This window comes from Sphingomonas sp. Xoc002 (assembly GCF_050408055.1).
In the GTDB taxonomy this organism is placed as follows: domain Bacteria; phylum Pseudomonadota; class Alphaproteobacteria; order Sphingomonadales; family Sphingomonadaceae; genus Sphingomonas; species Sphingomonas yabuuchiae.
In genome coordinates, this window is sequence record NZ_CP191175.1 from 422,336 (window position 1) to 446,899 (window position 24,564).

The 24,564-nt window shown below is 69.3% G+C and carries 25 protein-coding genes and 1 tRNA gene; 25 read left to right on the forward strand and 1 reads right to left on the reverse strand.

What is annotated here, in order from left to right; translation table 11 throughout:
• The first annotated feature begins 28 nt into the window (after nt 1–28).
• The 8 genes from ACQR50_RS02070 to ACQR50_RS02105 all read left to right on the forward strand — a co-directional run bounded on the left by ACQR50_RS02070 (nt 29) and on the right by ACQR50_RS02105 (nt 10,422).
• Nucleotides 29–1,702, forward strand: coding sequence for a methyl-accepting chemotaxis protein (locus tag ACQR50_RS02070; protein ID WP_428969619.1), 1,674 nt, complete (start codon nt 29–31; stop codon nt 1,700–1,702).
• Complete coding sequence (locus tag ACQR50_RS02075) at nt 1,699–2,187, forward strand: chemotaxis protein CheW (RefSeq protein WP_428969620.1); 489 nt, start codon at nt 1,699–1,701, stop codon at nt 2,185–2,187. The genes ACQR50_RS02070 and ACQR50_RS02075 overlap by 4 nt, the downstream gene beginning before the upstream one ends.
• Nucleotides 2,188–2,257: 70 nt before the next feature.
• The gene (locus ACQR50_RS02080) at nt 2,258–3,112 is read left to right on the forward strand and encodes a CheR family methyltransferase (protein ID WP_428969621.1); all 855 of its coding nucleotides are present in this window, start codon (nt 2,258–2,260) and stop codon (nt 3,110–3,112) included.
• A 5-nt stretch (nt 3,113–3,117) separates the two neighbouring features.
• Nucleotides 3,118–4,191, forward strand: a complete 1,074-nt coding sequence (locus ACQR50_RS02085) for a protein-glutamate methylesterase/protein-glutamine glutaminase (RefSeq protein WP_428969622.1) — start codon at nt 3,118–3,120, stop codon at nt 4,189–4,191.
• 13 nt (nt 4,192–4,204) lie between these two features.
• Nucleotides 4,205–5,950 carry a hypothetical protein gene (locus ACQR50_RS02090; RefSeq protein ID WP_428969623.1) on the forward strand — a complete coding sequence of 582 codons (1,746 nt, stop codon included), beginning with the start codon at nt 4,205–4,207 and terminating at the stop codon, nt 5,948–5,950.
• Between the two features lie 134 nt (nt 5,951–6,084).
• Complete coding sequence (gene poxB, locus ACQR50_RS02095) at nt 6,085–7,809, forward strand: ubiquinone-dependent pyruvate dehydrogenase (RefSeq protein WP_428969624.1); 1,725 nt, start codon at nt 6,085–6,087, stop codon at nt 7,807–7,809.
• Nucleotides 7,806–8,324, forward strand: a complete 519-nt coding sequence (locus ACQR50_RS02100; RefSeq protein ID WP_428969625.1) for an FUSC family protein — start codon at nt 7,806–7,808, stop codon at nt 8,322–8,324. The genes poxB and ACQR50_RS02100 overlap by 4 nt, the downstream gene beginning before the upstream one ends.
• 265 nt (nt 8,325–8,589) lie before the next feature.
• Nucleotides 8,590–10,422, forward strand: a complete 1,833-nt coding sequence (locus ACQR50_RS02105) for a glycoside hydrolase family 127 protein (protein WP_428970620.1) — start codon at nt 8,590–8,592, stop codon at nt 10,420–10,422.
• 313 nt (nt 10,423–10,735) lie between these two features.
• Here ACQR50_RS02105 and ACQR50_RS02110 read toward each other — a convergent pair.
• Nucleotides 10,736–10,811, reverse strand: a tRNA-Val gene (locus ACQR50_RS02110).
• A gap of 188 nt (nt 10,812–10,999) precedes the next feature.
• Here ACQR50_RS02110 and ACQR50_RS02115 point away from each other — a divergent pair.
• From ACQR50_RS02115 to ACQR50_RS02195, 17 genes are all read left to right on the forward strand, one after another.
• On the forward strand, nt 11,000–11,479 hold the full coding sequence (locus ACQR50_RS02115; protein ID WP_428969626.1) for a hypothetical protein: 480 nt from the start codon (nt 11,000–11,002) through the stop codon (nt 11,477–11,479).
• Nucleotides 11,479–12,789: a DNA-packaging protein gene (locus tag ACQR50_RS02120; RefSeq protein WP_428970621.1), complete on the forward strand. Its 1,311-nt coding sequence runs from the start codon at nt 11,479–11,481 to the stop codon at nt 12,787–12,789. The genes ACQR50_RS02115 and ACQR50_RS02120 overlap by 1 nt, the downstream gene beginning before the upstream one ends.
• Nucleotides 12,790–12,956: 167 nt before the next feature.
• Nucleotides 12,957–14,060, forward strand: a complete 1,104-nt coding sequence (locus ACQR50_RS02125; RefSeq protein WP_428969627.1) for a phage portal protein — start codon at nt 12,957–12,959, stop codon at nt 14,058–14,060.
• Complete coding sequence (locus ACQR50_RS02130) at nt 14,057–14,362, forward strand: DUF6127 family protein (protein ID WP_058734548.1); 306 nt, start codon at nt 14,057–14,059, stop codon at nt 14,360–14,362. Before ACQR50_RS02125 ends, ACQR50_RS02130 begins: the two co-directional genes overlap by 4 nt.
• On the forward strand, nt 14,359–14,739 hold the full coding sequence (locus ACQR50_RS02135) for an HK97 family phage prohead protease (RefSeq protein ID WP_428969628.1): 381 nt from the start codon (nt 14,359–14,361) through the stop codon (nt 14,737–14,739). Before ACQR50_RS02130 ends, ACQR50_RS02135 begins: the two co-directional genes overlap by 4 nt.
• 1 nt (nt 14,740) lies before the next feature.
• A complete protein-coding gene (locus ACQR50_RS02140; RefSeq protein WP_428969629.1) occupies nt 14,741–15,739 on the forward strand; it encodes a phage major capsid protein in 999 nt (332 codons plus the stop codon).
• Between the two features lie 198 nt (nt 15,740–15,937).
• A complete protein-coding gene (locus ACQR50_RS02145; RefSeq protein ID WP_428969630.1) occupies nt 15,938–16,432 on the forward strand; it encodes a hypothetical protein in 495 nt (164 codons plus the stop codon).
• A 29-nt stretch (nt 16,433–16,461) separates the two neighbouring features.
• Entirely contained in the window at nt 16,462–16,956 is a 495-nt protein-coding gene (gp17, locus tag ACQR50_RS02150; protein WP_428970622.1) for a tail completion protein gp17, read from the forward strand.
• Nucleotides 16,866–17,237: a phage major tail protein, TP901-1 family gene (locus tag ACQR50_RS02155; RefSeq protein ID WP_428970623.1), complete on the forward strand. Its 372-nt coding sequence runs from the start codon at nt 16,866–16,868 to the stop codon at nt 17,235–17,237. The genes gp17 and ACQR50_RS02155 overlap by 91 nt, the downstream gene beginning before the upstream one ends.
• Entirely contained in the window at nt 17,234–17,542 is a 309-nt protein-coding gene (locus tag ACQR50_RS02160; RefSeq protein WP_428969631.1) for a gene transfer agent family protein, read from the forward strand. Before ACQR50_RS02155 ends, ACQR50_RS02160 begins: the two co-directional genes overlap by 4 nt.
• Nucleotides 17,539–17,736 (forward strand): phage tail assembly chaperone, encoded by a 198-nt coding sequence (locus ACQR50_RS02165; protein ID WP_428969632.1) that lies wholly within the window; start codon nt 17,539–17,541, stop codon nt 17,734–17,736. Before ACQR50_RS02160 ends, ACQR50_RS02165 begins: the two co-directional genes overlap by 4 nt.
• Nucleotides 17,729–18,265 carry a tail tape measure protein gene (locus tag ACQR50_RS02170; protein ID WP_428969633.1) on the forward strand — a complete coding sequence of 179 codons (537 nt, stop codon included), beginning with the start codon at nt 17,729–17,731 and terminating at the stop codon, nt 18,263–18,265. Before ACQR50_RS02165 ends, ACQR50_RS02170 begins: the two co-directional genes overlap by 8 nt.
• 157 nt (nt 18,266–18,422) lie before the next feature.
• Complete coding sequence (locus ACQR50_RS02175; protein WP_428969634.1) at nt 18,423–20,696, forward strand: DUF2460 domain-containing protein; 2,274 nt, start codon at nt 18,423–18,425, stop codon at nt 20,694–20,696.
• Nucleotides 20,693–21,499 carry a DUF2163 domain-containing protein gene (locus ACQR50_RS02180; RefSeq protein ID WP_428969635.1) on the forward strand — a complete coding sequence of 269 codons (807 nt, stop codon included), beginning with the start codon at nt 20,693–20,695 and terminating at the stop codon, nt 21,497–21,499. The genes ACQR50_RS02175 and ACQR50_RS02180 overlap by 4 nt, the downstream gene beginning before the upstream one ends.
• Complete coding sequence (locus ACQR50_RS02185; protein ID WP_428969636.1) at nt 21,496–21,864, forward strand: peptidoglycan endopeptidase; 369 nt, start codon at nt 21,496–21,498, stop codon at nt 21,862–21,864. The genes ACQR50_RS02180 and ACQR50_RS02185 overlap by 4 nt, the downstream gene beginning before the upstream one ends.
• Nucleotides 21,864–23,987: a phage tail protein gene (locus tag ACQR50_RS02190; RefSeq protein WP_428969637.1), complete on the forward strand. Its 2,124-nt coding sequence runs from the start codon at nt 21,864–21,866 to the stop codon at nt 23,985–23,987. The genes ACQR50_RS02185 and ACQR50_RS02190 overlap by 1 nt, the downstream gene beginning before the upstream one ends.
• Entirely contained in the window at nt 23,984–24,493 is a 510-nt protein-coding gene (locus tag ACQR50_RS02195) for a DUF2793 domain-containing protein (RefSeq protein ID WP_428969638.1), read from the forward strand. The genes ACQR50_RS02190 and ACQR50_RS02195 overlap by 4 nt, the downstream gene beginning before the upstream one ends.
• The last annotated feature ends 71 nt before the right edge of the window (nt 24,494–24,564 follow it).

Below are 24,564 nucleotides of genomic sequence, written 5' to 3' on the forward strand. Positions count from 1 at the left end.
GTGTCGGGTTTCATAACGGGGTGGGCATATGCGAGTTACGATCAAGGCCAAACTGGCAGGTACATTTGCGATTGTCTTGTTACTTCTGGCGGTTGTCGTGGGAGTCGGGGTTTCCAAGGTCAACGCGTTGAACGTGATGATCGCCGAGATCATCGACGGACCGGCCCAGCGTATCAAGCTGTCGTTGATCGCCGACGGCGATATCGGGCGCGCCATCCGTGCCGAAAAGAACATGATGCTGACGGAGGACCTGACGCAGACGCGCAACTTCGACAGCAGCTTCGCCCAATATGACGCCAAGATTCTGGAAAGCCTGAACGGCGGCCTCAAGATCGCGACCGAACAGGGGCGCCCCGTCTGGACCAAGGCGCTGGAGGAATGGCGCGCCTATAAGGCGATCAGCGATCGTGCGCGCGGGCTGGCCATGCAGAACAAGAATGCCGAGGCGTCGGTCATTTCGATGGCCGAGGGCCGCCCCGTGGCAGCGCGCCTGACGGACACGCTGAGCAGGCTGGCCGAGATCACGCAGGGTCAGATGGTCAAGGCCAAGGCCGATGCCGCGATCCTCTATGCCTCGGCGCGCATGACACTGATGGTCACGGCGATCGTGGCGCTGCTCATTGCGGTCGGGGGAGCGCTGTGGGTCGCGTTGCTGGTGTCCAAGGGCCTGCGCAAGATCGACGAAGCCGTATCCGCCGTCGCCGATGGCGATCTGAGCAACGAGGTGCACGTTGCCAGCAATGACGAGATCAAGGACCTGGTCGACACCGTCAACCGGATGACCGTCCGCCTGCGCGAGACGATCGGCCAGACCACCCAGGCGGCCCACAATGTCGCGGCGGGCAGCCAGCAGCTGTCGTCCTCGTCGGAACAGGTGAGCCAGGGCGCGACCGAACAGGCCGCCGCCGCCGAAGAAGCCTCGGCGTCGATGGAGCAGATGGCCGCCAACATCAAACAGAATGCCGACAATGCGACGCAGACCGAGAAGATCGCGCGCCAGTCGTCGCAGGACGCCGAACAGAGCGGTGCCGCCGTGCAGAAGGCGGTCATCGCGATGCGGACCATCGCGGAGAAGATCGGCATTGTGCAGGAAATCGCGCGCCAGACCGATCTGCTGGCGCTGAACGCGGCGGTCGAGGCGGCGCGCGCGGGTGAACATGGTCGCGGCTTCGCGGTCGTGGCGGCCGAAGTCCGCAAGCTCGCCGAGCGCAGCCAGACGGCGGCGGCCGAGATCAGCGGCATGTCGTCGGACACCGTCGGTGCCGCGACCCAGGCGGGCGAGATGCTGACCAAGCTGGTTCCCGATATCCGCCGCACCGCCGAACTGGTCGCCGAGATCAGCGCGGCCTGCCGCGAACAGGATATCGGCGCGGTCCAGATCAACGAGGCGATCCAGCAGCTCGACAAGGTGACGCAGCAGAACGCCTCTGCGTCCGAGCAGATTTCGTCCACCTCCGAAGAACTCGCCAGCCAGGCCGAGGAGCTCCAGGAAAGCATCGCCTATTTCCGGGTCGACGGGCAGGGTGGGCAGATCCGCTCGGTGCGCCGCGCCGCGCCGCGCCCCACCAAGGCCAAGCCCAAGGCGGCTCCGGCACGCAGCGGCTCGGTCGCCGACCAGCAGGCGCGGGTGCGCGGTTTCGCGCTGGACCTGACCAATGGCGGCCCGGACGGCGAAGACGCCGCGTTCGGACGTGCGGCATGAGCGGCGCATCCGACATCCAGGTCGTGGTCTTCGGGCTGGGCGACGAAGAGTTCGCGCTGCCCGTCACCACGGTCCGCGAAATCCTGGACCACCGTAACGCCTATCGGGTGCCCCACGCACCCGACTGGTTCCTGGGCCTGACCGATGTGCGCGGCGACTCCGTGCCGATGGTCGACCTGCGCGTCCGGCTGGGGATGCCCCCGGTCGAGCCGACGCTGACCACCCGCGTTCTGGTGGTCGACGTGGCAGGCGCGGAGGGCAAGCCGCTGGCACTGGGCATGGTCGTCGACCGGGTGCTCGACGTCGCGACCTTCCCGGCCGAGTCGGTCGAGGGCGCGCCCGATCTGGGCGGCCGCTGGCGGTCCGAGCAGATCGAGGCGATCCTGCGCCGGGGGGCGGGCTTCGTCGCGCTGCTCGACCCGGCGCGCCTGTTCGGCGCGGACGACGCCGAGGCCGCGCTGGCCGATTTCGGCATGGCGGCGTGATTCCAACTCTTTCCGGCCGCCCGGTGCGGCGGCCGATCCTTTCCTCTCGCTTCCGACAGGAGCCGTTCCTTTGAGCAGTCTGGCCCGCGCGGCATCGGCATCGCCCGACGCGCTGCAGCGTCGCGATTTCGATCGCATCTCCGCCTATGTCTACAAGGAGTGCGGGATTCGCCTGCCGCCCGCCAAGATGACGATGATCGAGGGGCGCCTGCGCCGCCGCGTGCGCGCGACGGGGCTGAGCAGCCTGGGCGATTATTGCGCCTGGGTGTTCCAGGCCGATCATCTGGAGAGCGAGCGCGAGCATCTGCTGAACGCGGTCACGACCAACAAGACCGACTTCTTCCGCGAACCCAAGCATTTCGACTATCTGATGGGCACGCTCATGCCGCGCCTGCGCGAGGAGGGGCAGCGTCGGGTCCGCGTGTGGAGTTCGGCCTGCTCGACCGGCGCGGAGCCCTATACGCTGGCCATGCTGCTCGACGCCTTTGCCGCCGACAAGGGCGGCCCCGATTACGGCATCCTGGCGACCGATCTGGACAGCGAGGTGCTGCGGACCGCGCGTCGGGGCATCTATCCGGCCGCGATGCTCGATCCGGTGCCGACGGCGTTGCGCAAACGCTATGTCATGAGCGCCAGCGATCCCAAGCGCGACGAGATGCGCATCGTGCCCGCGCTGCGTTCGTCGATCGGCTTTGCCCAGATGAACCTGATGGACGAGCGCTATCCGGTGGGTGATCCGATGGACATCATCTTCTGCCGCAACGTCCTGATCTATTTCGACAAGCCGACCCAGGAAAAGGTCGTGCGCCGTCTGGCCGAATGCCTGCGCCCCGGCGGCTGGATGTTCCTGGGCCATTCCGAATCGATCACGGGTTTCGACCTTCCCCTGAAGACGGTGTCCAACACCGTGTTCCAAAGGATCTGACGGCCATGAGCAAAGTCCGCGTACTGGTGATCGACGACAGCGCCAGCGTCCGTCAGGCGATGACCGCGATCCTGTCCGCCGATCCCGATATCAAGGTGATCGCCGCCGCCGCCGATCCCTTCGCCGCCGCGCGCTACATCCAGGAGGAGGTGCCCGACGTCATCACGCTGGACGTCGAGATGCCGCGCATGGACGGCATCACCTTCCTGCGCAAGCTGATGGCGCAGCGCCCGCTGCCGGTCGTCATGTGCTCCTCGCTGGTCGAGGAAGGGTCGGAAACGCTGCTCCAGGCGCTGGAGGCCGGGGCGGTCGACGTGATCCTGAAGCCGCGCGTCGGCGTCGCCGATCACCTGAACGAAGCGCATATGATGATCCGCGAGACGGTGAAGGGCGCGGCCAAGGCGCGGCTCGGCGCGCGGCGCTCCCAGGTCAAGCTGAACCCGGCGCAGAAGCTGACCGCCGATGCCGTCCTGCCGCCGCCGACCGGCCGCGCGATGAGCCGCACGACCGAGATGGTGGTGTGCATCGGCGCCTCGACCGGCGGCACGGAGGCGCTGCGCGAGGTGTTGGAGGCGCTGCCCGCCAATTCGCCGGGCATCGTCATCGTCCAGCATATGCCAGAGAGCTTCACCCGCGCCTTCGCCAAGCGGCTCGACGGGCTGTGCCAGGTCGACGTCAAGGAGGCCGAGGACGGCGATACGGTGATGCGCGGCCGCGTGCTGATCGCGCCGGGCGGGCTGCGCCACACCATGCTGGAGCGGCAGGGCGCGCGCTATGTCGTGTCAGTGCGCGAAGGGCCGCTGGTTTCGCGCCATCGCCCCTCGGTCGATGTGCTGTTCCGTTCGGCGGCGCGCAACGCGGGCTCCAACGCGGTCGGCATCATCCTGACCGGCATGGGCGACGACGGCGCGCGCGGCCTGCTGGAGATGAAGCAGGCGGGCGCCCGCACCTTTGCGCAGGACGAGGCGACCTCGGTCGTGTTCGGCATGCCCAAGGAAGCGATCGCGCGCGGCGCCCATGACAAGATCATCCCGCTGGGCAGTGTCGCACGCGAACTGCTCCACGCCACGGCACGCTAAGAAGGAACGACACATGTTTGTGGCACGGATCGATACCGATAATGCGGCTCCGCTGGCCGGCGACCTGCCGACCTCGCCCGCCATTTCCTTCGCGACACTGGCGGAGCAGGTCCAGGACCGGATGGGCGGCCTGGAGGATGCCTTTCGCGAAACCGGCGAGACGCTGGCCACCGCGATCGGCACGATCGACGGCATGGCGGACGGGCTGACGACCATTCGCCAGGCCCTGTCGCACGACACCGCCGGGGTGGCGGTCTCCCGGTTGCGCGACGTCGCCTATCGCCTGATCACCCTGCCGATCATCCAGAAGCGGCGCGCGATCGAGGTCGAGACGCTGACCGGCCGCACCCGCGAGCTTCGCGGCCTGCTGAACGAGGTCAGCACCATCCTGAAGCTGCTCGGCATCTATGGGATGAACATCAAGATCGCCTCGTCGGGCGAGGCGGCGTTCTTCAACTTCGTCGTCGGCATGGACGAGAAGCTGACCACCGGCCGCCAGGAACTGCGCCAGATCGAGCGGCAGCTGGACCAGTTCGGCCGGGTGGTGGGCGATGTGCAGCAGGCCGACCGCCTGCTCGCCACCGAATGCGACCGCGCCGGGGCCGCCGTGCCCGCCGAGCTGACCGCCAACGCCAATGCGTTGCAGGATCATATCGAATCGGTGATGCGCATGACCGACGAGGTCGGCGGCATCGTGCGCACCGTGCAGGGCGAGGTCGCGCGCATCCTGGGCGCGATCCAGATCGGCGACAGCGTGCGCCAGCGCGCCGAACATGCCATCGCCATGCTGCGCCGGGTCGCGATGGACGATGCGCAGGGCGGCATGCCGGAAGGGGCCAGGGCGCATATGGCCCGGCTGATCTCCGCTCAGCTGAACGCGATGGCCGACGAGTTCGGGCGGGAGATCGCCTCGATCGTCACCTCGCTGGAACGGCTGGCACCGCTGGCGGACCATCTGCGCGATCTGCTGGGGTCGCAGGGTGGCGCGGACGGACAGCTGCTGTTCCGGCTGGAACATGGCATCTCGACCCTGGGCAATGTCACCGACCAGCTGTGCGATGCCGATGGCCATCTGGCCGAGCTGACCGGCTTTGTCAGCCGCACGCTGGCCGACCTGACCGACGGGCTGAGCCGCATCCGCCACATCGCCGTCAATGTGCAGGACATCTCGACCAACACCCAACTGCTGTGCCGTCGCCATGGCACGCTGGGTCGCGCGGTGGCGGTGATCGCCAAGGAAGTCGCCCCCTGCGCCAGCCGCCTCGACCAGCTGAGCGTCGCGGTCGGTTCGCTGATCGGCGTGCTCAGCGGGATCGATCTGGTCCAGCAGGACAACACGCACAGCGAGAATGGCGACACGCGCGGCGCGCTTCAGGAAGCGCTGTCGGTCGTGCGGCGCGCCTGCGAAAGCTCGGCGGGCGCCATGGTCAAGGGCGGCGGCGATGCCGAACGGATCGTCGCTTCGCTCCAGGCGAGCGCCGGGGATCTGGGCGAGCAGCGCGATTTTGTGGAGGCTCTGTGCGCGGTGGCCCAGGAACTGACCCGCTATGCCGACCGGGTCGCGCCCGAAACCCCCGACGGGGCCGAACTGACGGCGGCGGACGAGGCCGTGCTGGCGGACCTGCTGCCCTGGGCGGCGAGCCTCTATACGATGGCGTCCGAGCGTCTGATCCATGCGGCCTATCTGTTGCCCGGCATGGAGCCGGTCGCGACGGTGGCGGCGGTCACGTTCGACGACGATGACGACGGTTTGTTCTGATCCCGATCGAACGGCGGTCCGGCCATCTTAAAAGAAGTTCATCCCCGGGGTGCGAAGCCATTCGCACCCCGGATCGTTTCGCTCTTGCAGCATGACGGGCACCGGCCCCGTCCACAGCAAGGGAAAGACGAACCATGGCCGAGACGATCGCCGATCTTTTGAACCGCACGCTGGTCGAGGCGGGCGTGGAGCGGATCTGGGGCGTGACGGGCGACAGCCTGAACGCGTTCAACGATTCGCTCCGCAAGTCGGGCAAGATCCAGTGGATGCATGTCCGCAACGAGGAAGCGGGCGCCTTTGCGGCGGGGGCGGAAGCGGCGGCGACCGACAGGCTGGCGGTCTGTGCGGGCAGCTGCGGGCCGGGCAATCTCCATCTGATCAACGGCCTGTTCGACTGCCACCGCAACCATGTGCCGGTGCTGGCGATCGCGGCGCATATCCCGTCGAGCGAGATCGGCCTGAACTATTTCCAGGAAACGCATCCGACCGAGCTGTTCCGCGAGTGCAGCCATTTCTGCGAGATGGTGCAGGACCCGCGCCAGATGCCCGAACTGCTCCACCGCGCGATCCGCACCGCCATCGGCAAACGCGGCGTGGCGGTGCTGGTCATCCCCGGCGATGTCGCGCTGAAGCCTGCGCCCGAGACGCGCAGCGTCGCCTTTCCGCCGCTGGCCACGCCGCGCCTCGTGCCGCCGCAGGTGGAACTGGGCAAGATTGCCGACCTGCTCAACGGGTCGAAGGCGGTGACATTGCTGTGCGGCGCGGGCACGGCGGGTGCCCATGCCGAGGTCGTGGCGCTGGCCGAAGCGCTTAAGGCCCCGATCGTCCATGCATACCGGGGCAAGGAATGGATCGAATACGACAACCCCTATGATGTCGGCATGACCGGGCTGATCGGCTTTTCGTCGGGCTATCACGCGATGATGGAGTGCGACACGCTGCTGATGCTGGGCACCGACTTCCCCTATCGCAACTTCTATCCCGAAAAGGCGAAGGTGGTGCAGGTCGATCGCGACCCGGGCGCATTGGGGCGGCGGGTGCCGCTGGACCTGGGCGTGGTCGGCGACGTGGCCGAGGTGGCGCGCGGCCTGCTCCCGCTGATCGCGGGCGAGCGCGACGGGCGTTTCCTGGACAAGGCACGCGCGCATTACCGCGACGCGCGCAAGGGACTGGACGATCTCGCCACCCCGCGCGACGGCGACAAGCCGTTGCATCCGCAATTCGTCGCGCGCACCATCGACCGGCTCGCCGATGAGGATGCCGTCTTTACCGCCGATGTCGGCACGCCCGCCGTCTGGGCGGCGCGCTATCTGACGATGAACGGTCGGCGTCGGATCATCGGCTCGTTCAACCATGGCTCGATGGCCAACGCCCTGCCGCAGGCGCTGGGCGTGCAGGGGGCCTATCCGGGGCGACAGGTCGTGTCGATGTCGGGGGACGGCGGACTGACCATGTTGATGGGCGACATGCTGACCGCCGTGCAGATGAAGCTGCCGGTCAAGATCGTCGTCTTCAACAACTCGACTTTGGGTTTCGTCGCGCTGGAGCAGAAGGCGGCGGGCTATGTCGACGACAATGTGTCGCTCCAGAACCCGGACTTCGGCGCGATCGCGCGCGAAATGGGTTATTTCGGGGTGCGAGTCACCCGCTCGGATGCGCTGGAGGGCGCGTTGCGCGAGGCGTTCGCGCATGACGGCCCAGCACTGGTCGATGTCGTGACCGAGACGCAGGAACTCATCATGCCGCCCAAGATCCAGGCCGAGCAGATCAAGGGGTTCAGCCTCTATGCGGCGCGCGCGGTCCTGAGCGGGCGCGGCGACGAGGTGCTGGAACTGGCGCGGGCCAACCTGTTCCGGTGACGCCGCCGCCGCTCCTGCGCGACTGGGTGACGGCGCATGTCTCGCGCGAGGAGACGGTGCGCACCATCGCCTTTGTCGCGCGCTGTACCGGCGCGGCGGTGCTGGCGCTCAGCATCGCCGACCGGCTGCACCTCGACCATCCGGTCTGGGCGAGCGTCTCCGCGCTCGTCGTCTCACAGGACCGGCTGGGCGACACGCATCGCTCGCTCACCTGGCGGATCGTCGCGACGCTGATCGGGGTGGCGGTGGCGCTGCTCGTCGCCTTTGCCATGCCCGATGCCGGGGCGGTCGCGATGCTGGCGGTGGCGGTCGGCGTCACCGCCGCCATTGCGCGGATTCGCACCGAATTGCGGGTGTGCATGTGGACCTCGGTCATCGTCCTGCTGACCGTGCCGCCGGGGGGCACGATCCTGACCGCCGCGCTGGCACGGGCGCAGGAGGTCATGCTGGGCGTCGCAATCGGGGCGCTTTTGCACTGGGGCTTCGAGCGATTGCTGTTCCGCCGGACCGGCTGAGCGGAAACTCACCTGTCGGACAAATAAACCGGGTCCGGCCGCCTCCGATATTCCCTTTTGCCAGCCGGTCCGAAAACATTTGCGGATTCGGGCCGTGCAACGCACACTGGCGAAAAATATGATTAGTCGGAGAAGATCGGTGCCTTCATGCTGTCCCGCCCCGTCGCGGCGTCAAGTCCTTGCCACGGCCAGCACTGCTGCGTTGGCGACCGGATGGGGGGCGGTGATGCCCGCTTCGGCCTGGGCGCAGAACGGCCCCAAGCCGATGGCATCTATGGCGGCCCCCATGCCTGCCAATGCGGTGCAGCCCTTCGACATGGCCGACGTCACGCTGGCGGACAGCCCCTTCCTCCATGCGCAGAAGATGACCGAGGCGTATCTGATGCGCCTGCAGCCCGACCGGATGCTCGCGAACTTCCGCACCAATGCCGGATTGAAGCCCAAGGCGCCGGTCTATGGCGGCTGGGAGTCGGAGGCGCAGTGGGCCGATATCAACTGCCATGGCCATACGCTGGGCCATTATCTCTCCGCCTGTGCGCTGGCGTACCGCGCGACCAAGGACAAGCGCTACCGGCAGCGCATCGACTATATCGCGAACGAACTGGCCGCGTGTCAGCAGGCGGCGGGCACCGGCCTGGTCTGCGCCTTTCCGAAGGGGCCCGCACTGGTCGCGGCGCATCTGCGCGGCGAACCGATCACCGGTGTGCCCTGGTACACGCTGCACAAGGTCTATGCGGGCCTGCGCGATGCGGTGCAGCTGGCGGGGAGCGAGGCGGCGCGGCCGGTGCTGATCCGGCTGGCCGATTGGGGCGTCGTCGCCACCAAGCCGCTGTCGGATGCGCAGTTCGAGACGATGCTGGAGACCGAATATGGCGGCATGAACGAGGTGTATGCCGATCTGTATTTCATGACCGGCAAGGACGACTATCGCCGCCTCGCCGAACGCTTCTCGCAAAAGGCGGTGATGAAGCCGCTGGGCCAGGGCCGCGACTATCTCGACGGGATGCACGCCAACACCCAGATCCCGAAGATCATCGGTTTCCAGCGCGTCTATGAGGCGAATGGCGATGACGCCTATCACAACGCCGCTGCCTTTTTCTGGCGGACGGTCGCGCATACCCGCGCCTTCGCCACCGGCGGGCATGGCGATGGCGAGCATTTCTTTGCCATGGCGGACTTCGACAAGCACGTCTTCTCGGCCAAGGGATCGGAGACATGCTGCCAGCACAATATGCTGAAGCTGACCCGCGCGCTGTTCCTGCGCGACCCGCAGGCGGACTATGCCGATTATTACGAGCGGACGCTCTACAACGGCATCCTCGCCTCGCAGGACCCGGACTCGGGCATGGCGACCTATTTCCAGGGTGCGCGGCCGGGGTACATGAAGCTCTATCACACCCCCGAGGACAGCTTCTGGTGCTGCACCGGTACGGGCATGGAAAATCATGTGAAGTATCGCGACTCGATCTACTTCCATGACGACCGTGCGCTGTACGTGAACCTGTTCATTCCCTCGACCGTGACCTGGGCCGACAAGGGGGCGTCGCTGACCCAGGCGACGAACTTCCCCGAGGCGGCCAACACCCAGTTCCGCTGGAAACTGCGCCAGCCGACCGAGCTGACTCTGAAGCTGCGCCACCCGAAATGGAGCCGCACCGCGACCCTGCTGGTCAACGGCGCGGAAGTGCAGCGGTCGGACAAGCCGGGAAGCTATGCGGAACTGACCCGGACGTGGAAGACCGGCGACACGGTCGAATGGCGCCTGGTCATGGAACCCGCTGTCGAGAGCGCCCCCGCCACGCCCGAGATCGTCGCCTTCACCTATGGCCCGATGGTGCTGGCGGGCGCACTGGGTCGCGAAGGGCTAACTCCGGGGGCGGACATCATCGTCAGCGAGCGGAAGTACGGCAAGTATAACGACACGCCTTTCCAGGCCCCGACGCTATCGGGTGAGCCGGATGCCCTGGCGAAGTCGATCAGCGCGACCGGCAAACCGCTGGAGTTCACCATCCCGGCGGCGGACGGCCAGAAGGTGCGACTGGTCCCGTACCACCGCATCGCGCACGAGCGTTACGCGACGTACTGGAAGCTGGCCTGATCGCGGGCCAGCCAATGACCAAGACCACCCCGGCGAAGGCCGGGGTCCAGTTGCCACTCCGTCGCGGCTAAAGGCGTAAAGAGATTTTGTTCGCGCGGAGGCGCGGAGGACGCAGAGAGGGCGTCCGATTGGCTGCGGCACCACTCCCTCATCATTGGTGGAGAGGGGTAGGGAGCGGCCCCAGGCGAGACACCTCCGCGTTCTTCGCGCCTCCGCGCGAACAAAATCTCTCGGCGCATCGGCGCTCCACCGCACGCATGGCATCTGGGCCCCGGCCTTCGCCGGGGAGGCGCGCTTGAATGAATGTCGGGAATGGTGGGCGATGACGGGCTCGAACCGCCGACATTCTCGGTGTAAACGAGACGCTCTACCAACTGAGCTAATCGCCCCCTCTCGGGAAGCCCCGCCTAATGCCGATGCGCTTGGCGTCTGGCAAGCCGCTTTTGTGCGTCAAACCCATCTGGTTCGTTTGTTGGATACAAACCCGGCCGCCATAGGTACATAACAGGAACATCGAGGGGCGGATGCGACCGGGGAAGCGGTCGGGTTCGCGCTCGGTGTTTCGGGGGGAGCGGGGATGGCCGGAACGGGGGAGGCCGCGCGGTGGACGCTGGCGCGGCGACGGCAATTCCTGGCGGCGCTGGCGGTCAGCGCCGATGCGGGGGCGGCGGCACGCGCGGTGGGAGAGACGCTGCGGGCTGCACGCACCTTGCGGGCGCGCGACCGGGCCTTTGGCGAGGCCTGGGACGAAGCGATCGGTGCGGCGCACGCGCTGGTCGAGGAAGGGCTGCTGCGCCGGATGCTGACCCTGTTGGCGGCCGAGGACGGGGAGGAGGGCGGAGAGGCCGGTGCGGGGACCACCGGCCTCTCCATCACCCCACCGCTCAGCGCCACCGAGGTACAATTCTATCTGAAGCTGCTCAGCCGCCGCGATGCGCTGGCCAAGGCCGGTGACGGGGCGAGCGAAGCGGCACGGGCCGACGCGGCGGAAACCGATGCGGCGCTGGAACGCGCGCTCGATGGGCTGGCGCGTCGGCGGTTGAAGGGGATGGCGTGATGGCGGGACAGGATGCGGCAACGCGGCTCGCCACGCTGGCGATGCTGGAGCCGCGCGCGCGCGAACAGGCGCTGGCCGCGCTGAGCCCTGCGCAGAAGCGCGAACTGGTCGAGCGATGGGAATTATGGGCGCATGACGGACAGGTGGCGCCGCCGGGCGACTGGCGGGCGTGGCTGATCCGCGCCGGGCGTGGTTTCGGCAAGACGCGTGCGGGGGCGGAGTGGGTGAGTGCGCTGGCCCGCGAGCAACCGGGGGCGCGGATCGCGCTGATGGGCGCGACCCTGCGCGATGTCGAGCGGGTGATGGTGCGCGGCGAAAGCGGACTGCTGGCGGTGGCGCGCAAGGGCGAGACGCCCAAATGGATCGGAAGCCTAGGCCAGGTGCATTTCGCATCCGGCGCGATCGGCTTCGCCTATTCGGCCGCCGCGCCCGAGGCGCTGCGCGGGCCGCAGCATCATGCCGCTTGGTGCGACGAACTGGGCAAGTGGAAGGGGGAGGCCGGATGGGACAATCTGATGATGACGCTCCGGCTTGGCGAGCGGCCGCGCGTGCTGGTCACGACCACGCCGCGCGCGACGCCCTTGATGCGCAAGGTCATGGCGCTGCCCGATTGCGTCGAGACGATCGGGCGGACCAGCGACAATGCGCATCTGCCCGACAGTTTTCAGGACGCGATGCTGGCGCAATATGGCGACACGCGGCTGGGGCGGCAGGAACTGGACGGCGAGATGGTCGACGACCGCGAGGGGGCCTTGTGGACCCGTGCGCTGCTCGACCGGCAGCGGGCCAAGACGGTGCCCGTGCTCGACCGGGTCGTGGTCGGCGTCGATCCGCCCGCGACCAGCAGCGGCGATGCCTGCGGGATCGTGGCGGTCGGGCTGGGGCGCGACGGGCATGGCTATGTGCTGGAGGACGCCAGCGAGGCCGGGCTCTCGCCGGAGGGCTGGGCCGCGCGGGTGGCGGGCTGTGCCCGGCGCAACCGCGCGGACCGGGTGGTGGCCGAGCGCAACCAGGGCGGCGACATGGTGGAAAGCGTGCTGCGGCTCGCCGATCCGATCCTGCCGGTGCATCTGGTGTACGCCTCGATCGGAAAGGCCGCGCGGGCGGAGCCGGTGTCGTTTCTCTATGCGCAGGGGCGGGTATGGCATTCGCGAGGCTTCCCCGCGCTGGAGGACGAGCTGTGCGGGCTGGGGGTGGCGGGGGCCTATGACGGGCCGGGCCGCTCGCCGGACCGGGCGGATGCGCTGGTCTGGGCGCTGACCGAGCTGATGCTGTCGGGGCGAGGGGCCCCGGGCATACGGAATTTGTGAGGGCATCCTTTCCTCCCGTGCAAGGGGAGGTGGCAGGCCGCAGGCCTGACGGAGGGGTGTCCCGGTCGGAGAGGTAAGGCCGTCCTCGCGGGCGGTGACACCCCTCCACCAGCTTCGCTGGTCCCCCTCCCCTTGCAGGGGAGGAATGGTTTTCGAGGAGTTCGATCATGAGGATGTTCGGTCGCAAGACCGGGCGGGGGGCCGCGCGTCCTTTGCTCGGGCTGGGTTTGGCGCGGTCGGGGGTGCCGTTGACCGGTGCCGCGCCGTCCTATGAAACGCAGGTGCGCGAGGGTTACTTACGCAATCCGGTGGCGCAGCGTGCGGTGCGGATGGTCGCGGGCGGACTGGCCGATGCGCCGCTGACTGCTTCGCATCCCGAACTGGTCGCTTTGGTCGCGGCGCGCAGCGAGGGGCAGGCGCTGCTGGAAACGGTGGCGACGCACATGCTGCTGCACGGCAATGCCTATGTGCAGATCCTGCGCGACGCCGATGGCGAAGTGGCCGAGCTGTTCGCGCTGCGCCCCGAACGGGTCGCGATGGAGCTGGACGCCAGCGGCTGGCCCGCCGCCTATCTCTACCGCGCGGGCGGTCGCGTGACGACCTTGCCGGTCGATCCGGTGAAGCCGTCGGTGGTGCATCTGAAAAGCTGCCACCCGCTCGACGATCATTACGGGCTGGGCTGTCTGGGCGCGGCGGCGGGGGCGATCGCGATCCACAATGCGGCCGCCGTGTGGAATCGGGCGCTGCTCGACAATGCGGCGCGGCCGTCAGGGGCTTTGGTCTATGATCCGGGTGACGGTTCGACGCTGACGCCCGACCAGTTCGAGCGGTTGCGCGCCGAGATGGAGGGCTTTGCGGGCAGCGGCAATGCGGGGCGTCCGTTGCTGCTGGAGGGCGGGCTGAAGTGGCAGGCGATGAGCCTGACTCCGGCCGAGCTGGACTTCATCGCGGCCAAGTCGTCGGCGGCGCGCGAGATCGCGCTGGCCTTCGGCGTGCCGCCGATGCTGCTCGGCCTGCCCGGCGACAACACCTATGCCAATTATCGCGAGGCGAACCGTGCCTTGTGGCGACAGGCGATCCTGCCGCTGGCGGGCGGAATCCTGAGCGGCCTGTCGCAGGGACTGGCGGGCTGGTTCGAAGGAGCGAGCCTGTCGGTCGACATCAACCGCGTCACCGCGCTGGCCGAGGAACGCCAGATGCTTTGGGCCATGGCGGCAAGCGCCGATTTCCTCGATCCGGCGGAGAAGCGCCAGATGGTCGGCCTGTCATGAGCGGGGACGTTCTGGCGCGGCTGTTGGCGCAGGCGGCGGACAGCGGTGCGGACCTGGTGACGCTGCGCGCGGTGGCGGAGGAAGCAGGGGAGCTGGGCGCAACGCGGGCGCTCACCCGGCTGGGCCTCGCCGATGCCGACGCCGCGGGGGATGTCGCCGAATTGCGCGAACTGCTGACCGCGTGGCGCGAAGCCAAGTCGTCGGTGTGGAAGAGCGCGGTCGGCTGGCTGACCCGACTGCTCGGGGCGCTGCTGCTGGCGGGGATCGCGATGCGCCTGGGGATGGAGGACTGGCTGAAATGAGCCTCTCCTTTACCGGCTATGCCGCGATCTGGGATCGGATGGACCGGGCGGGCGACGTCATGCGGCGCGGGGCCTTTGCGGGCGCGGGTGACGTACCGCTGCTCTGGCAGCATCGGGGCGAGGCGATGGGGCGTATCACCGCGCTGGCCGAGGACGATAGCGGCCTGGCGGTCGAGGGCGTGGTCGACGACCCGGCACTCGCCGCGCTGGTCCGCTCGGGCGCGGTGGCGGGGCTGTCGGTCGGATACCGGCCGCGCGTCGTCCACCAGGGCGCGGCCCGCGCCATCCTGTCGGCCGAACTCATCGAGATCAGCCTGGTGACGGTGCCGATGCAGCCGCTCGCCCGCGTGACTCACATTTTGACCAAGGGGGACTGATATGGACGTGATCGAACGACCCGTGCTGGACGGCGCAGGCACCAAGACGAACGGCGCGTTCGACGGCTATGTGCGCAGCGGCGCCACCGTCGAGCTGAAGGCCTTTACCGGCACCACCGGCGACAGCGGCGGTTTCGCCGTGCCGCGCGAGATCGACGCGGCGATCGGATCGGTGCTGCGCAACGTCTCGCCGATCCGCAGTATCGCCAATGTCGTGACGGTCGGCTCGGCGGGTTATCGCAAGCTGGTGACGACCGGCGGCACGCCTTCGGGCTGGGCGAGCGAGACGGCGGCGCGGCCCGAAACGGCGACGCCCAGCTTCGTCGAACTCGCGCCGCCGATGGGCGAGCTCTACGCCAATCCCTCGGCCAGCCAGGCGATGCTCGACGATGCGGCCTTCGATGTCGAAGGCTGGCTGGCCAGCGAGATCGCGACCGAGTTCGGCCGCGCGGAGGGGCAGGCCTTCGTCAATGGTTCGGGCGTCAACCGGCCCAGGGGTTTCCTGACCAACCCCATCGCCACCGCCAAGGACGGCGTGCGCCCCTTCGGTACGCTCCAATATCTGGCCAGCGGCGCGCCGGGCGCGTTCGGGGCCAAGCCGGAGGAGCGGCTGCTCGATCTGGCCCAGTTGCTCCGGGCGCCGTATCGCCAGGGCGCTTGCTTCGTGATGAATGCGGCGACGGCGACCAGCATCCGCAAGCTGAAGACGACCGATGGCGCATTTATCTGGGCACCTGGGCTGGCGGCGGGCCAGCCCGCCACGTTGCTCGGCTATCCGGTGATCGAGGCGGAGGACATGCCCGACGTCGCACAGGATGCCTGTGCCATCGCCTTCGGCAATTTCCAGGCGGGGTATCTGATCACCGAGCGCGCCGAGACCGCGATCCTGCGCGATCCGTACAGCAACAAGCCGTTCGTCACCTTCTACGCCACGCGCCGAGTCGGCGGCTGCGTCAGCGACTCGGAGGCGATCAAGCTGATGAAGTTCGCGACGGCCTAAGCCCTCGAAAAATCGGGGCAGCCGACAAAGGGCTGCCCCGTAGTTCAGGGAGGATGCCGAACCGGCCGGGGGGCGCGGGGTCGGCATGGCCGGTGCCCAAGGGGGAGGCGGGCAGCGGCTGTCGGACTCTCTGCGCGCCAACTGTGACGCCCGTGTGTCGAGCCTGTCGCAACTTGTATCGGTGAAGGAGAATTCATGATGAGCGGGACGAAGGAGGCCATGCCCCTTGCGACCGTGACGGCGGCGGCGGGCGCGGTGCGCGCGTTGCTGCGGCTGGAAGAGGGTAATGAAGCGGCGCTGGTTGAGCGCGTCGCGGGCGTCGCGCTGGGGCTGGCCGAATCCTTTTGCGGGCAGATGCTGATTCGACGGTTAGTCGAAGAGCCGCTGCCGGGATCGGTGGCGTGGCAGGCGCTGGCGGCGACGCCGGTCGTGACGATCCTGTCCGGCGGAGAAAACGCGATCGACCGCGACGGGCGCGGCTGGGTTCGCACGCGGGAGGCCGCAACGGTGCGCTATCGTGCAGGCCTAGCCGAGGCTTGGGACAGCCTGCCGCCCGAGATCGCACATGGCGTGGCGATCATGGGGGCGCATCTGTTCGACAATCGCGATGCCGCCGCCGTGCCGCCCGCCGCCGTCGCCGCACTCTGGCGGCCCTATCGGTGGATGCGGCTCGACGGGCCGAGGCGGGCATGACCGCGCGCGAGGCGTTGCGCGCCGGGCTGATGACCGCGCTCCGTCCCGCGCTCGTGCCGCTGGGGGTGGCCCTGTTCGATGCGGTGCCGGTGCGGGCGAGCGTGCCGCACGCCGTGCTGGGCGAGCCGAGCGATAGCGATTGGGGCGCGGCGGGAATCGAGGGGCGCGAGCTGCGCATCGCGCTGACCCTGAACGATGAGGGCGAGCAGCCCCGGCGGTTGCGCGCCTGCGTCCAGGCGGTGGAGGCGATCGGTCTGCCGGTGGAACTGGCGGACGGGTGGCGGGTGGCGGGGTTGAGCGTGACCGCGACCGCATGGCGAAGACGGGCGCGCGCTGGACCGCGAGCGTCGAATGGCGCGCCCGGCTGTGGCGCACGGGACAATAGGGGGGACAGGACATGGCAATCGAAAAGGGAAGCGCCTTTCTGCTCAAGATCGGCGACGGGGCCGAACCGCCCGCCTTCGCCACGATGGCGGGGCTGCGCACCACCCAGCTGTCGATCAATGGCGAGACGGTGGTGGTGACCAGCAAGGATTCGGGCGGTTGGCGCGAATTGCTGTCGGGCGCGGGCGTGCGGCATGTCAGCGTGGCGGGCGCGGGCGTCTTCACCGGATCGACGGCGGAGGCGCGAATGCGCGGCCATGCGCTGGCAGGCACGATCGAGACCTATCGGCTGAGCTTCGAGAGCGGCGGGTCGATGACCGGACGGTTCCTAGTCACGCGGTTGGATTACTCGGGCGATTTCGGCGGCGAGCGGACCTACACGCTGGCACTGGAAAGCTCCGGCCCGGTGGTGTCGGCATGAGCGCGAATCCGATGCGCGGCGAGGCGAGCGTTCGGGTCGGCGGCAGCGAGCTGGTGGTACGGCCGAGCTTTCAGGCACTGGTCGCGGCGGAGGGCGAGCTGGGGCCGCTGTTCGAACTGGTCGAGCGGGCGGGCGAGGGTAAACTCTCGCTGGGCGAGGCGGCGGCGCTGATCTGGCATTGCCTGCGCGAGGTGCCCGAGGGGCTGAGCCGCGAACAGCTGGGCGAGGCGCTGGTCGATCTGGGGCTGGCGGCGCTGGCGCCCGTGCTGCGGCAATTGCTGCGCCAGATACTGGGCGGCCGATGACCTTCGCCGAAGCGGCGGCGCGGCTGGCGGGGATGGCGGGCGCGGTGCTGGGCTGGTCGCCCGACCGCTTCTGGCGCGCCACCCCGGCCGAGCTTCAGGGAATCGTGGCGGCGATGACGGGCGGGGCGGACGGCGGTGATCCGCCCTCGCCCGCCACCCTCGCCCGCTTGCGGGAGATGTATCCGGATGGATGAGCAGGATTTCGCACCCCGCATCGATATGCGGGGCTTCATGGCGGACATGGGGTCGATGCGGGCCGAACTGTCGCGCGGGCTGGCCGACGCGGCGGAGATCGGCGCGCGCTCGGTCGAGGGGGCGCTGCTGCGCGCCGCGCGGACCGGCAAGTTCGGCTTCGAGGAACTGAAGGCGACCGCGCTGTCGGTGCTCGACCAGATCGCGCGCCTGGCGCTGAAACAGGGCGTGGGCACACTCAACGATGGCGGGTTGCTCAGCCTGCTGGGCGGCCTCGCCTCGGGTCTGCCGGGGCGGGCGACCGGTGGGCCGGTTTCGCCCGACCGCCCCTATCTGGTCGGTGAGCGCGGGCCGGAGGTGTTCGTGCCGACGAGCAGCGGACGGGTCGAGACGCTGCGCCCCGGTGGTTCCCCGCGCGATGTGCGGGTGGCGATCACGATCAACGCCGGGGCGGGCGAGGCGGCGGGCGTGCTGCAACGCTCCAGCCGACAGGTGGCGCGGGCGGTCAGGGCGGCGCTGGCGGAGGATTGAGGGCCGTGCCCCTCCACCACGCCCTTCGGGCGCGGTCCCCCTCCCCATCGGAGATGGGGAGGATTTGAGAGACCCATTCCTCCCCAAGCTGCGCTTGGGGAGGGGGACCGCCGGGCGTCTGCCCGGTGGTGGAGGGGCCGGATTTGGGGGATGAACGATGCAATGGTGCCTGCATAGCGAACGCCGCGACCAGCGGAGCGACACGCTGTCGCGCTTCGACCCGCGTTACTGGACGGTCGATTTTCCGCGCCCGATGATGGCAGCGGTGGTCGCGACCGCACCGGACGCGCTGCGGATCGACGCGATATTCTATCGTGCCGACGATCTGGCGGGGCTGATCTGGGAATCGGCCGACCGGCACGACCATCCGCTGCTGCGCTACGACACGGTGCGCGATTATCGCGATTGCCGGTTGCGGTTCCGCTGGCGCTCGGGCGGGATCAAGCCGCTGGATGCGCGGCATGGGCCGACGCTGACCATCGAGGGGCGCGACGAGAGCGGCAAGGCCCGTGCCTGGTATGTCCGGCTGTGGAATTACGCGACCGGCACGCCGGAGGATGCGGAGATCGTGATCGACTTCGCGGACCTCGCGGGCGGGTTCCGGTTTCCGGAGGATCGCGATCCCGTCTGGGCGGGCGATGTCGACCGCATGTTCGTCTCTTTGGTCGCACCCGATTATGATGCGGGCGCGACCCTGCTGGCGCAGCCGCGCGAGGGCTGGGTGGAGTTGACCGGCATCGCCTGTGACGGACCGGGCGCGGTGATCGGGGTCGGGGCAGGCGTCATGCCCGAACAGGGGTTCCGCGTCGCCAGCGGTTATGACGACAGCTATCACCTGACGCCGCAGCGTTTGCTGCGCAACATGCTGCATCTCGGCTATCGCGGCGGCATCGTCCATTATGTCGGCATGAGCCATTATTTCCGGCTCGAACGCAGCGGGGACGGGCTTTACGCCAGTCTGATCGGCGGCGCGCTGAACATGGCCTGTGCGGCATGGCATCGGGGTTTCGCGGGCGAGGCCAAGGCGTTAGGATACGACCTGATCTGGTCGCTGTCCTATGAGCTGTTCGACGCGCATTGCTGGGGCGACTGGAAACAGCGCTCTGCCGATGGCGCGCCCGCGCTGACCGGCTGGGCGCCGCCCTCGACCCTGCTCAGCCCGGCACATTCCGGCGCGATGGCCTATCTTCAGGCGGTGGCGCGGGCGTTCCTGGCGATCGGCCAAGCCGCTGGGCTCGCCCCGCAATTCCAGGTCGGTGAACCCTGGTGGTGGGTGCGTCCCTCGGACGGTGCGCCATGCCTGTACGATGCGGCGGCGGTGGTGGCCTTCGCGCCGGTGCCGATGGCAAGCATCGCGGGTGCGAAGAGCCAGGCGCAGCGCGACACGCTGGACCGCGCGGGGGCGTGTCTTGCGGCCTCGACGGCGGCGTTGTGCGCGGCGGCGAAGGCGGCGGCGCCGGGCTGCGTCACGCACCTGCTCACCTATCTGCCGACCGTGCTCGATCTGCTCGCGCCCGAGGCTAGCCGCGCCAACATGCCGATCGGCTGGGCGAGCCCCGCCTTCGATGTGCTGCAGCTTGAGGATTATGACTGGGTGACGGCGGGCGACACCGCCTCGACCCGAAAGGGCGTCGCGCTGGCCGAGGCACGGCTCGGCTATCCGCCTGCGCGCCAGCATTACCTGGCGGGCTTCGTGCTGCGGGGGGATCAGCAGGACCAATGGGGCCGCATCGCCGACGCGGCGCAGGTGGCGCGCGAGCGGGGCGTCGCCGCGACGTACCTGTGGGCGATGCCGCAGGTGATGCGCGACGGATTTGTGTGCTGGGAAGGGGAGGAGGACGAGGTGCAGGCTTTCGACGATGTGCTGTTCCCGCTGGCGCTGGGGCGCGAGGCGGAGGTGACGCCGGGCTTCTCCACCGCGATCCTGACCAGCGCGGGCGGGCGCGAGGCACGCAATGCGGCCTGGGCGGAGGCGCGGACGACCTATGATGTCGGACCCGGCATTCGCTCGGCCGAGGACATTGCCACGCTGCTCGGCTTTTTCCGGGCGCGGATGGGACCGGCGCGGGGCTTCCGCCTCCGCGATCCCTTCGACAGCAGCGGCACCGACGAAGCGATCGGCATCGGCGACGGCACCACCCGCCGCTTCGCGCTGGTCCGTCATTATGGCGACCAGTCGCGCCGCATCACCCGGCCGGTGGCGGGCAGTGTCGCCGTGAAGGTCGCGGGCCTCGCCGTCACCGGGTTCGGGCTGGAGCCGGGCGGCTGGCTGCTCTTCGACACCGCGCCTGCCAAGGGCGCGGCGATCACCGCCAGTTTCCTCTTCGACGTGCCTGTCCGCTTTGCCGAGGATCGGCTGAGCGCGACGCTGGCCGGGTTCCGCGCGGGCGCGGCGGCGTCGGTCCCGCTGGTCGAGGTGCGGGAGGCATGAGCGCCGACACGCTGACGACATGGGTGTTGTGCTGGCGGATCGACCGGCGCGACGGGGTGACGATCGGGCTGACGGGCCATGACCATGACCTGTGGATCGAGGGGCTGCGCCATCGCGCTGCGCCCGGCCTGACGCCCAGTGCGATCCTGCGCGGCGATGGCCTCGCCCCCGATCTGATGGAGGCATCGGGGGCGCTGACCAGCGCGGCGATCGGCGAGCGCGATCTGCTGAGCGGCCGCTGGGACGGGGCGAGCGTGGCGGCGATCGCGGTCGACTGGACCGGCGAGGCAGCGCCCGTGCCGCTGGGACAGGGAACGATCGGCGCGGTCCAACTTGGCGAAGGCGGCTTCACCGCCGAATTGCGCGGGGTGGCGGCATCGCTCGACCGGCCGGTGGCGGAGGAAACCTCGCCCGATTGCCGCGCCTCGCTGGGCGACCGGCGGTGCCGTGTGGCGATGGCGGGGCGGCGGCGGTTCGTGCGGGTTGCGGCCTGGGACGGCGAAGTCGTGCTGACCCTCGACGCCGCCGAGCCGGTCGCCAACGCCTATGGCCAGGGGCGGCTGATCTGGTTCGGCGGCGACAATGCCGGACTGGAGGCCATGGTCGCGCGGTCCGAGGGGAATCGGCTGTGGCTGTCCGCCGCACCGGCCTTTGCGGTCGAACCGGGCGCGCTGATCGAACTGGTCGAGGGGTGTGACAAGCGGCTCGAAACCTGCCTGTCGCGCTTCGGCAATGTCGTGAATTTTCGCGGCGAGCCGTTCCTGCCCGGCATCGACCTGCTCACCCGCTATCCCGGCGCATGAACGGCGTGGAGGCGGCGGCGCGGGCGCTGGTCGGCGTGCGGTTCCGGCTGCACGGGCGCGACCCGGCGCATGGGCTGGATTGCGTGGGGCTGGTCGCGCTGGCGACGGGGCGGGAGGCGCCGACCGGTTATGGCTGGCGCAGCGGCGACGAGGGGCGGGTGGCGGCGCTGCTCGATGCCGTGTTCGAGCGCTGCGGGGATGAGCCGGGCGCGGTGCTGCTGATGCAGGCCGGGCCGGGGCAGCTTCATCTGGCGATCCGGGTGAGCGACGGGATCGTCCATGCCGATGCGGCGCTGCGTCGTGTCGCCTGGCGGCCGGGTGTGCCGCCCTGGCCGGTGCTGGGATGTTGGAAGGGGGAGGGGTAATGGCGACCTTGGTCTTGGGCACGGTGGGACGTGCGCTGCTGGGGCCGGTGGGCGGCGCGATCGGCGCGCTGATCGGCAATCGGGTCGATCATGCGGTGCTGGGCCCGCCGCGCAGGCAAGGCCCGCGTCTGGCCGAACTGTCGGTGCAGACATCGACCTATGGCACGCAGATGCCAGCCGTCTTCGGCACGATGCGCGTCGCCGGGCCGGTGATCTGGGCGACCGATCTGGTCGAGGCACGGGGCGTGACCGGCGGCGGCAAGGGGCGGCCGGGTACGGAAAGCTACAGCTACTCCGCCAACTTCGCGGTCGCCTTGTCGGGGCGGGCGATCCGGCGGGTCGGGCGGATCTGGGCCGATGGCCGGTTGCTGCGCGGGAGCGCGGGGGACTTCAAGGTCGCGACCGGCTTTCGCCTCCATCCCGGCACCGAGGACCAGACCGTCGACCCGCTGATCGCCTCGATCGAGGGCGCACGCGCGTCGGCCTTTCGCGGTGTCGCCTATTCGGTGTTCGAGGGGTTGGCACTGGCCGAGTTCGGCAACCGTATCCCGCAACTGACCTTCGAGGTGGAGGCCGATTCCGGTTCCGTTTCCTGTGACGGGATCGCGCGGGCGCTGTCGCCCGTGGTGCGGCCCGGCGATGCGGGGATGAACGTGGCGGGCTTTGCGGCGAGCGGCGGCAGCGTGCGCGCGGTGCTGGAGATGCTGGCCGACATGAGCGGCGGGCAATGGGTCGCCGAGGGGGCGGGCGTACGGCTGACCGTGCCGGGTGCCGGGGCCGGGACGGTCATCCGCGACGAGGGCATGGGCGCGGAGGGACCCGGCCGTCGCGGCGTGCGCGAGATGGCGGGCGAAAATGTGGTCCCCGCCAGCGTCACGGTCGCCCATTACGATCCGGCGCGCGATTATCAGATCGGGGTGCAGCGCGCACGCCGCCCCGGTGGCGTGCGGGACGAGCGAGTCGAACTGGCCGCCGCGCTCGACGCCCCGACCGCGCGTACGCTGGCGCAGGACCGGCTGGCGCGCCACGACGTGGAGCGGGTGCGGCGTATCGTGACGCTGGGTCCCGAGGCGCTGACCGTCATGCCGGGCGGCATCGTGCGGATCGAGGGTGAGGCGGGGCGCTGGCGCGTGATCGAGGCGGCGTGGGAGGCCATGGCGGTCCGACTGACCTGCGTGCCGCTGGGGCAGGGCGGGCCGATCCTGCCTGCCTCGCCCGGCCGGATCGCACGGGCGGCGGATCGGGTGACCGGCACGACCCGGCTGATCGCGTTCGAGGCACCACCGCTGACCGACGAGCTGCTCTCGGCGCCGCGCCTGTCGGTGGTGGCGGCGGGCGGCCCCGGCTGGCGACAGGCGGAACTGGCCTATAGCCTCGACGACGGCGCCAGCTGGACGGCGCTCGGCCCGACGGCGCTGCCCGGCATCATCGGGGTGGTCAGCGCGGTGACGCCCGGCGGCGGCGGCGCCCTGGTCGATCGTCGGGGAAGGTTCGACGTGCAACTGGCCGAGGATCTGGCGGATGCCGATGACGCCGCGCTGGATGCGGGCGCCAACCTCGCCTGGATCGACGGCGAACTGATCCAGTTCGCCCAGGCACGACCGCTGGGTGACAAGCGCTGGCGATTGAGCGGCTTGCGGCGCGGGCTTCGTGGAACCGAGGCGATGATCGGGCGGGCGGCGCCCGGCGCATCCTTCGTCCTGATCGCGCCTGGTTCGGTGCGGACATGGGACGTGCCGGTCGAGATGCTGGGCCGCAGCGTGCGTTTCCTGGCGCACGGCCGGGGCGACCCGGTCGAGGGCGTCCAGACCGCCGCCGCGGTGACGGGTCTGTCGGTCCTGCCGCCTTTGCCGGTCGGCTGGCGGTGTCGGCGCGGTGCGGACGGGCGCGTCACCATCGGTTGGACGCGGCGGAGCCGGATCGGCTGGCGCTGGCTGGACCGGGTGGATGCGCCGCTGGGCGAGGAGACGGAGCGCTATCGCATCACCATCGGCGACCGGGTCGGGGAACTGACCGCACCCATGTGGAGCGGCACGGTGGCGGACGGAACGCGAGTGGCGATCCGGCAGATCGGGACCTGGGGTGCATCCGCGCCGCTGGTCGGAATCGTGGGGGAGGGATGATGACGACAAACGACACACCGCGCTGGATGTTGCCGATGCTGGCGGCGGGACAGGCGCAGAAGGAACTGACCCACAACGAGGCGCTGAGCCTGCTCGACCTGGTCGTGCAGCCTTGCGTCGAGGCGGTCGGCGTGAATGCGCCGCCCGCCGCTCCGCTGCCCGGCCAGGCCTGGATCGTCGGCGACCGGCCGGACGATATCTGGACGGGCCGTGCCGGAATGATGGCAGGCTGGACCGATGGCGGCTGGCGATTCCTGGTTCCGCGGGTAGGATTGTCGGTGTGGAGCCGGGCCGATGACTGCCGCTGCGAATGGGATGGAAATCAGTGGCGGCTGGGCCGTGTCGCCGCCCGGTTGCTGGTGATCGAGGGAAAAAAAGTTGTTGGCGCGCAACGACCTGGCATCGCCCTGCCATCCGGTGGACAAGTCATTGATTCCGAAGCGCGTTTGGCCCTGAACGCGATCATTGTGGCGCTTCGCGACCATGGTCTGGTGGCCTCTGGCTGACCGGAAATCTGTGCTTTTAATGCCACAGTCGGGGGCTTTTGTTCGCTTGCGTGGAAACCAACGCTCCGATA

Bases quoted from the DNA above. Each gene is read 5' to 3' on its own strand.
- ACQR50_RS02120 (WP_428970621.1), top strand. From the start codon at position 11,479: ATGGCGGGACAGGATGCGGCAACGCGGCTCGCCACGCTGGCGATGCTG.
- poxB (WP_428969624.1), top strand. From the start codon at position 6,085: ATGGCCGAGACGATCGCCGATCTTTTGAACCGCACGCTGGTCGAGGCG.
- ACQR50_RS02105 (WP_428970620.1), top strand. From the start codon at position 8,590: ATGGCATCTATGGCGGCCCCCATGCCTGCCAATGCGGTGCAGCCCTTC.
- ACQR50_RS02185 (WP_428969636.1), top strand. From the start codon at position 21,496: ATGAACGGCGTGGAGGCGGCGGCGCGGGCGCTGGTCGGCGTGCGGTTC.
- ACQR50_RS02160 (WP_428969631.1), top strand. From the start codon at position 17,234: ATGAGCGCGAATCCGATGCGCGGCGAGGCGAGCGTTCGGGTCGGCGGC.
- ACQR50_RS02085 (WP_428969622.1), top strand. From the start codon at position 3,118: ATGAGCAAAGTCCGCGTACTGGTGATCGACGACAGCGCCAGCGTCCGT.
- ACQR50_RS02195 (WP_428969638.1), top strand. From the start codon at position 23,984: ATGATGACGACAAACGACACACCGCGCTGGATGTTGCCGATGCTGGCG.
- gp17 (WP_428970622.1), top strand. From the start codon at position 16,462: ATGACCGCGCTCCGTCCCGCGCTCGTGCCGCTGGGGGTGGCCCTGTTC.
- ACQR50_RS02180 (WP_428969635.1), top strand. From the start codon at position 20,693: ATGAGCGCCGACACGCTGACGACATGGGTGTTGTGCTGGCGGATCGAC.
- ACQR50_RS02125 (WP_428969627.1), top strand. From the start codon at position 12,957: ATGAGGATGTTCGGTCGCAAGACCGGGCGGGGGGCCGCGCGTCCTTTG.
- ACQR50_RS02115 (WP_428969626.1), top strand. From the start codon at position 11,000: ATGGCCGGAACGGGGGAGGCCGCGCGGTGGACGCTGGCGCGGCGACGG.
- ACQR50_RS02175 (WP_428969634.1), top strand. From the start codon at position 18,423: ATGCAATGGTGCCTGCATAGCGAACGCCGCGACCAGCGGAGCGACACG.
- ACQR50_RS02140 (WP_428969629.1), top strand. From the start codon at position 14,741: ATGGACGTGATCGAACGACCCGTGCTGGACGGCGCAGGCACCAAGACG.
- ACQR50_RS02145 (WP_428969630.1), top strand. From the start codon at position 15,938: ATGAGCGGGACGAAGGAGGCCATGCCCCTTGCGACCGTGACGGCGGCG.
- ACQR50_RS02190 (WP_428969637.1), top strand. From the start codon at position 21,864: ATGGCGACCTTGGTCTTGGGCACGGTGGGACGTGCGCTGCTGGGGCCG.
- ACQR50_RS02135 (WP_428969628.1), top strand. From the start codon at position 14,359: ATGAGCCTCTCCTTTACCGGCTATGCCGCGATCTGGGATCGGATGGAC.
- ACQR50_RS02070 (WP_428969619.1), top strand. From the start codon at position 29: ATGCGAGTTACGATCAAGGCCAAACTGGCAGGTACATTTGCGATTGTC.
- ACQR50_RS02090 (WP_428969623.1), top strand. From the start codon at position 4,205: ATGTTTGTGGCACGGATCGATACCGATAATGCGGCTCCGCTGGCCGGC.
- ACQR50_RS02075 (WP_428969620.1), top strand. From the start codon at position 1,699: ATGAGCGGCGCATCCGACATCCAGGTCGTGGTCTTCGGGCTGGGCGAC.
- ACQR50_RS02130 (WP_058734548.1), top strand. From the start codon at position 14,057: ATGAGCGGGGACGTTCTGGCGCGGCTGTTGGCGCAGGCGGCGGACAGC.
- ACQR50_RS02165 (WP_428969632.1), top strand. From the start codon at position 17,539: ATGACCTTCGCCGAAGCGGCGGCGCGGCTGGCGGGGATGGCGGGCGCG.
- ACQR50_RS02170 (WP_428969633.1), top strand. From the start codon at position 17,729: ATGGATGAGCAGGATTTCGCACCCCGCATCGATATGCGGGGCTTCATG.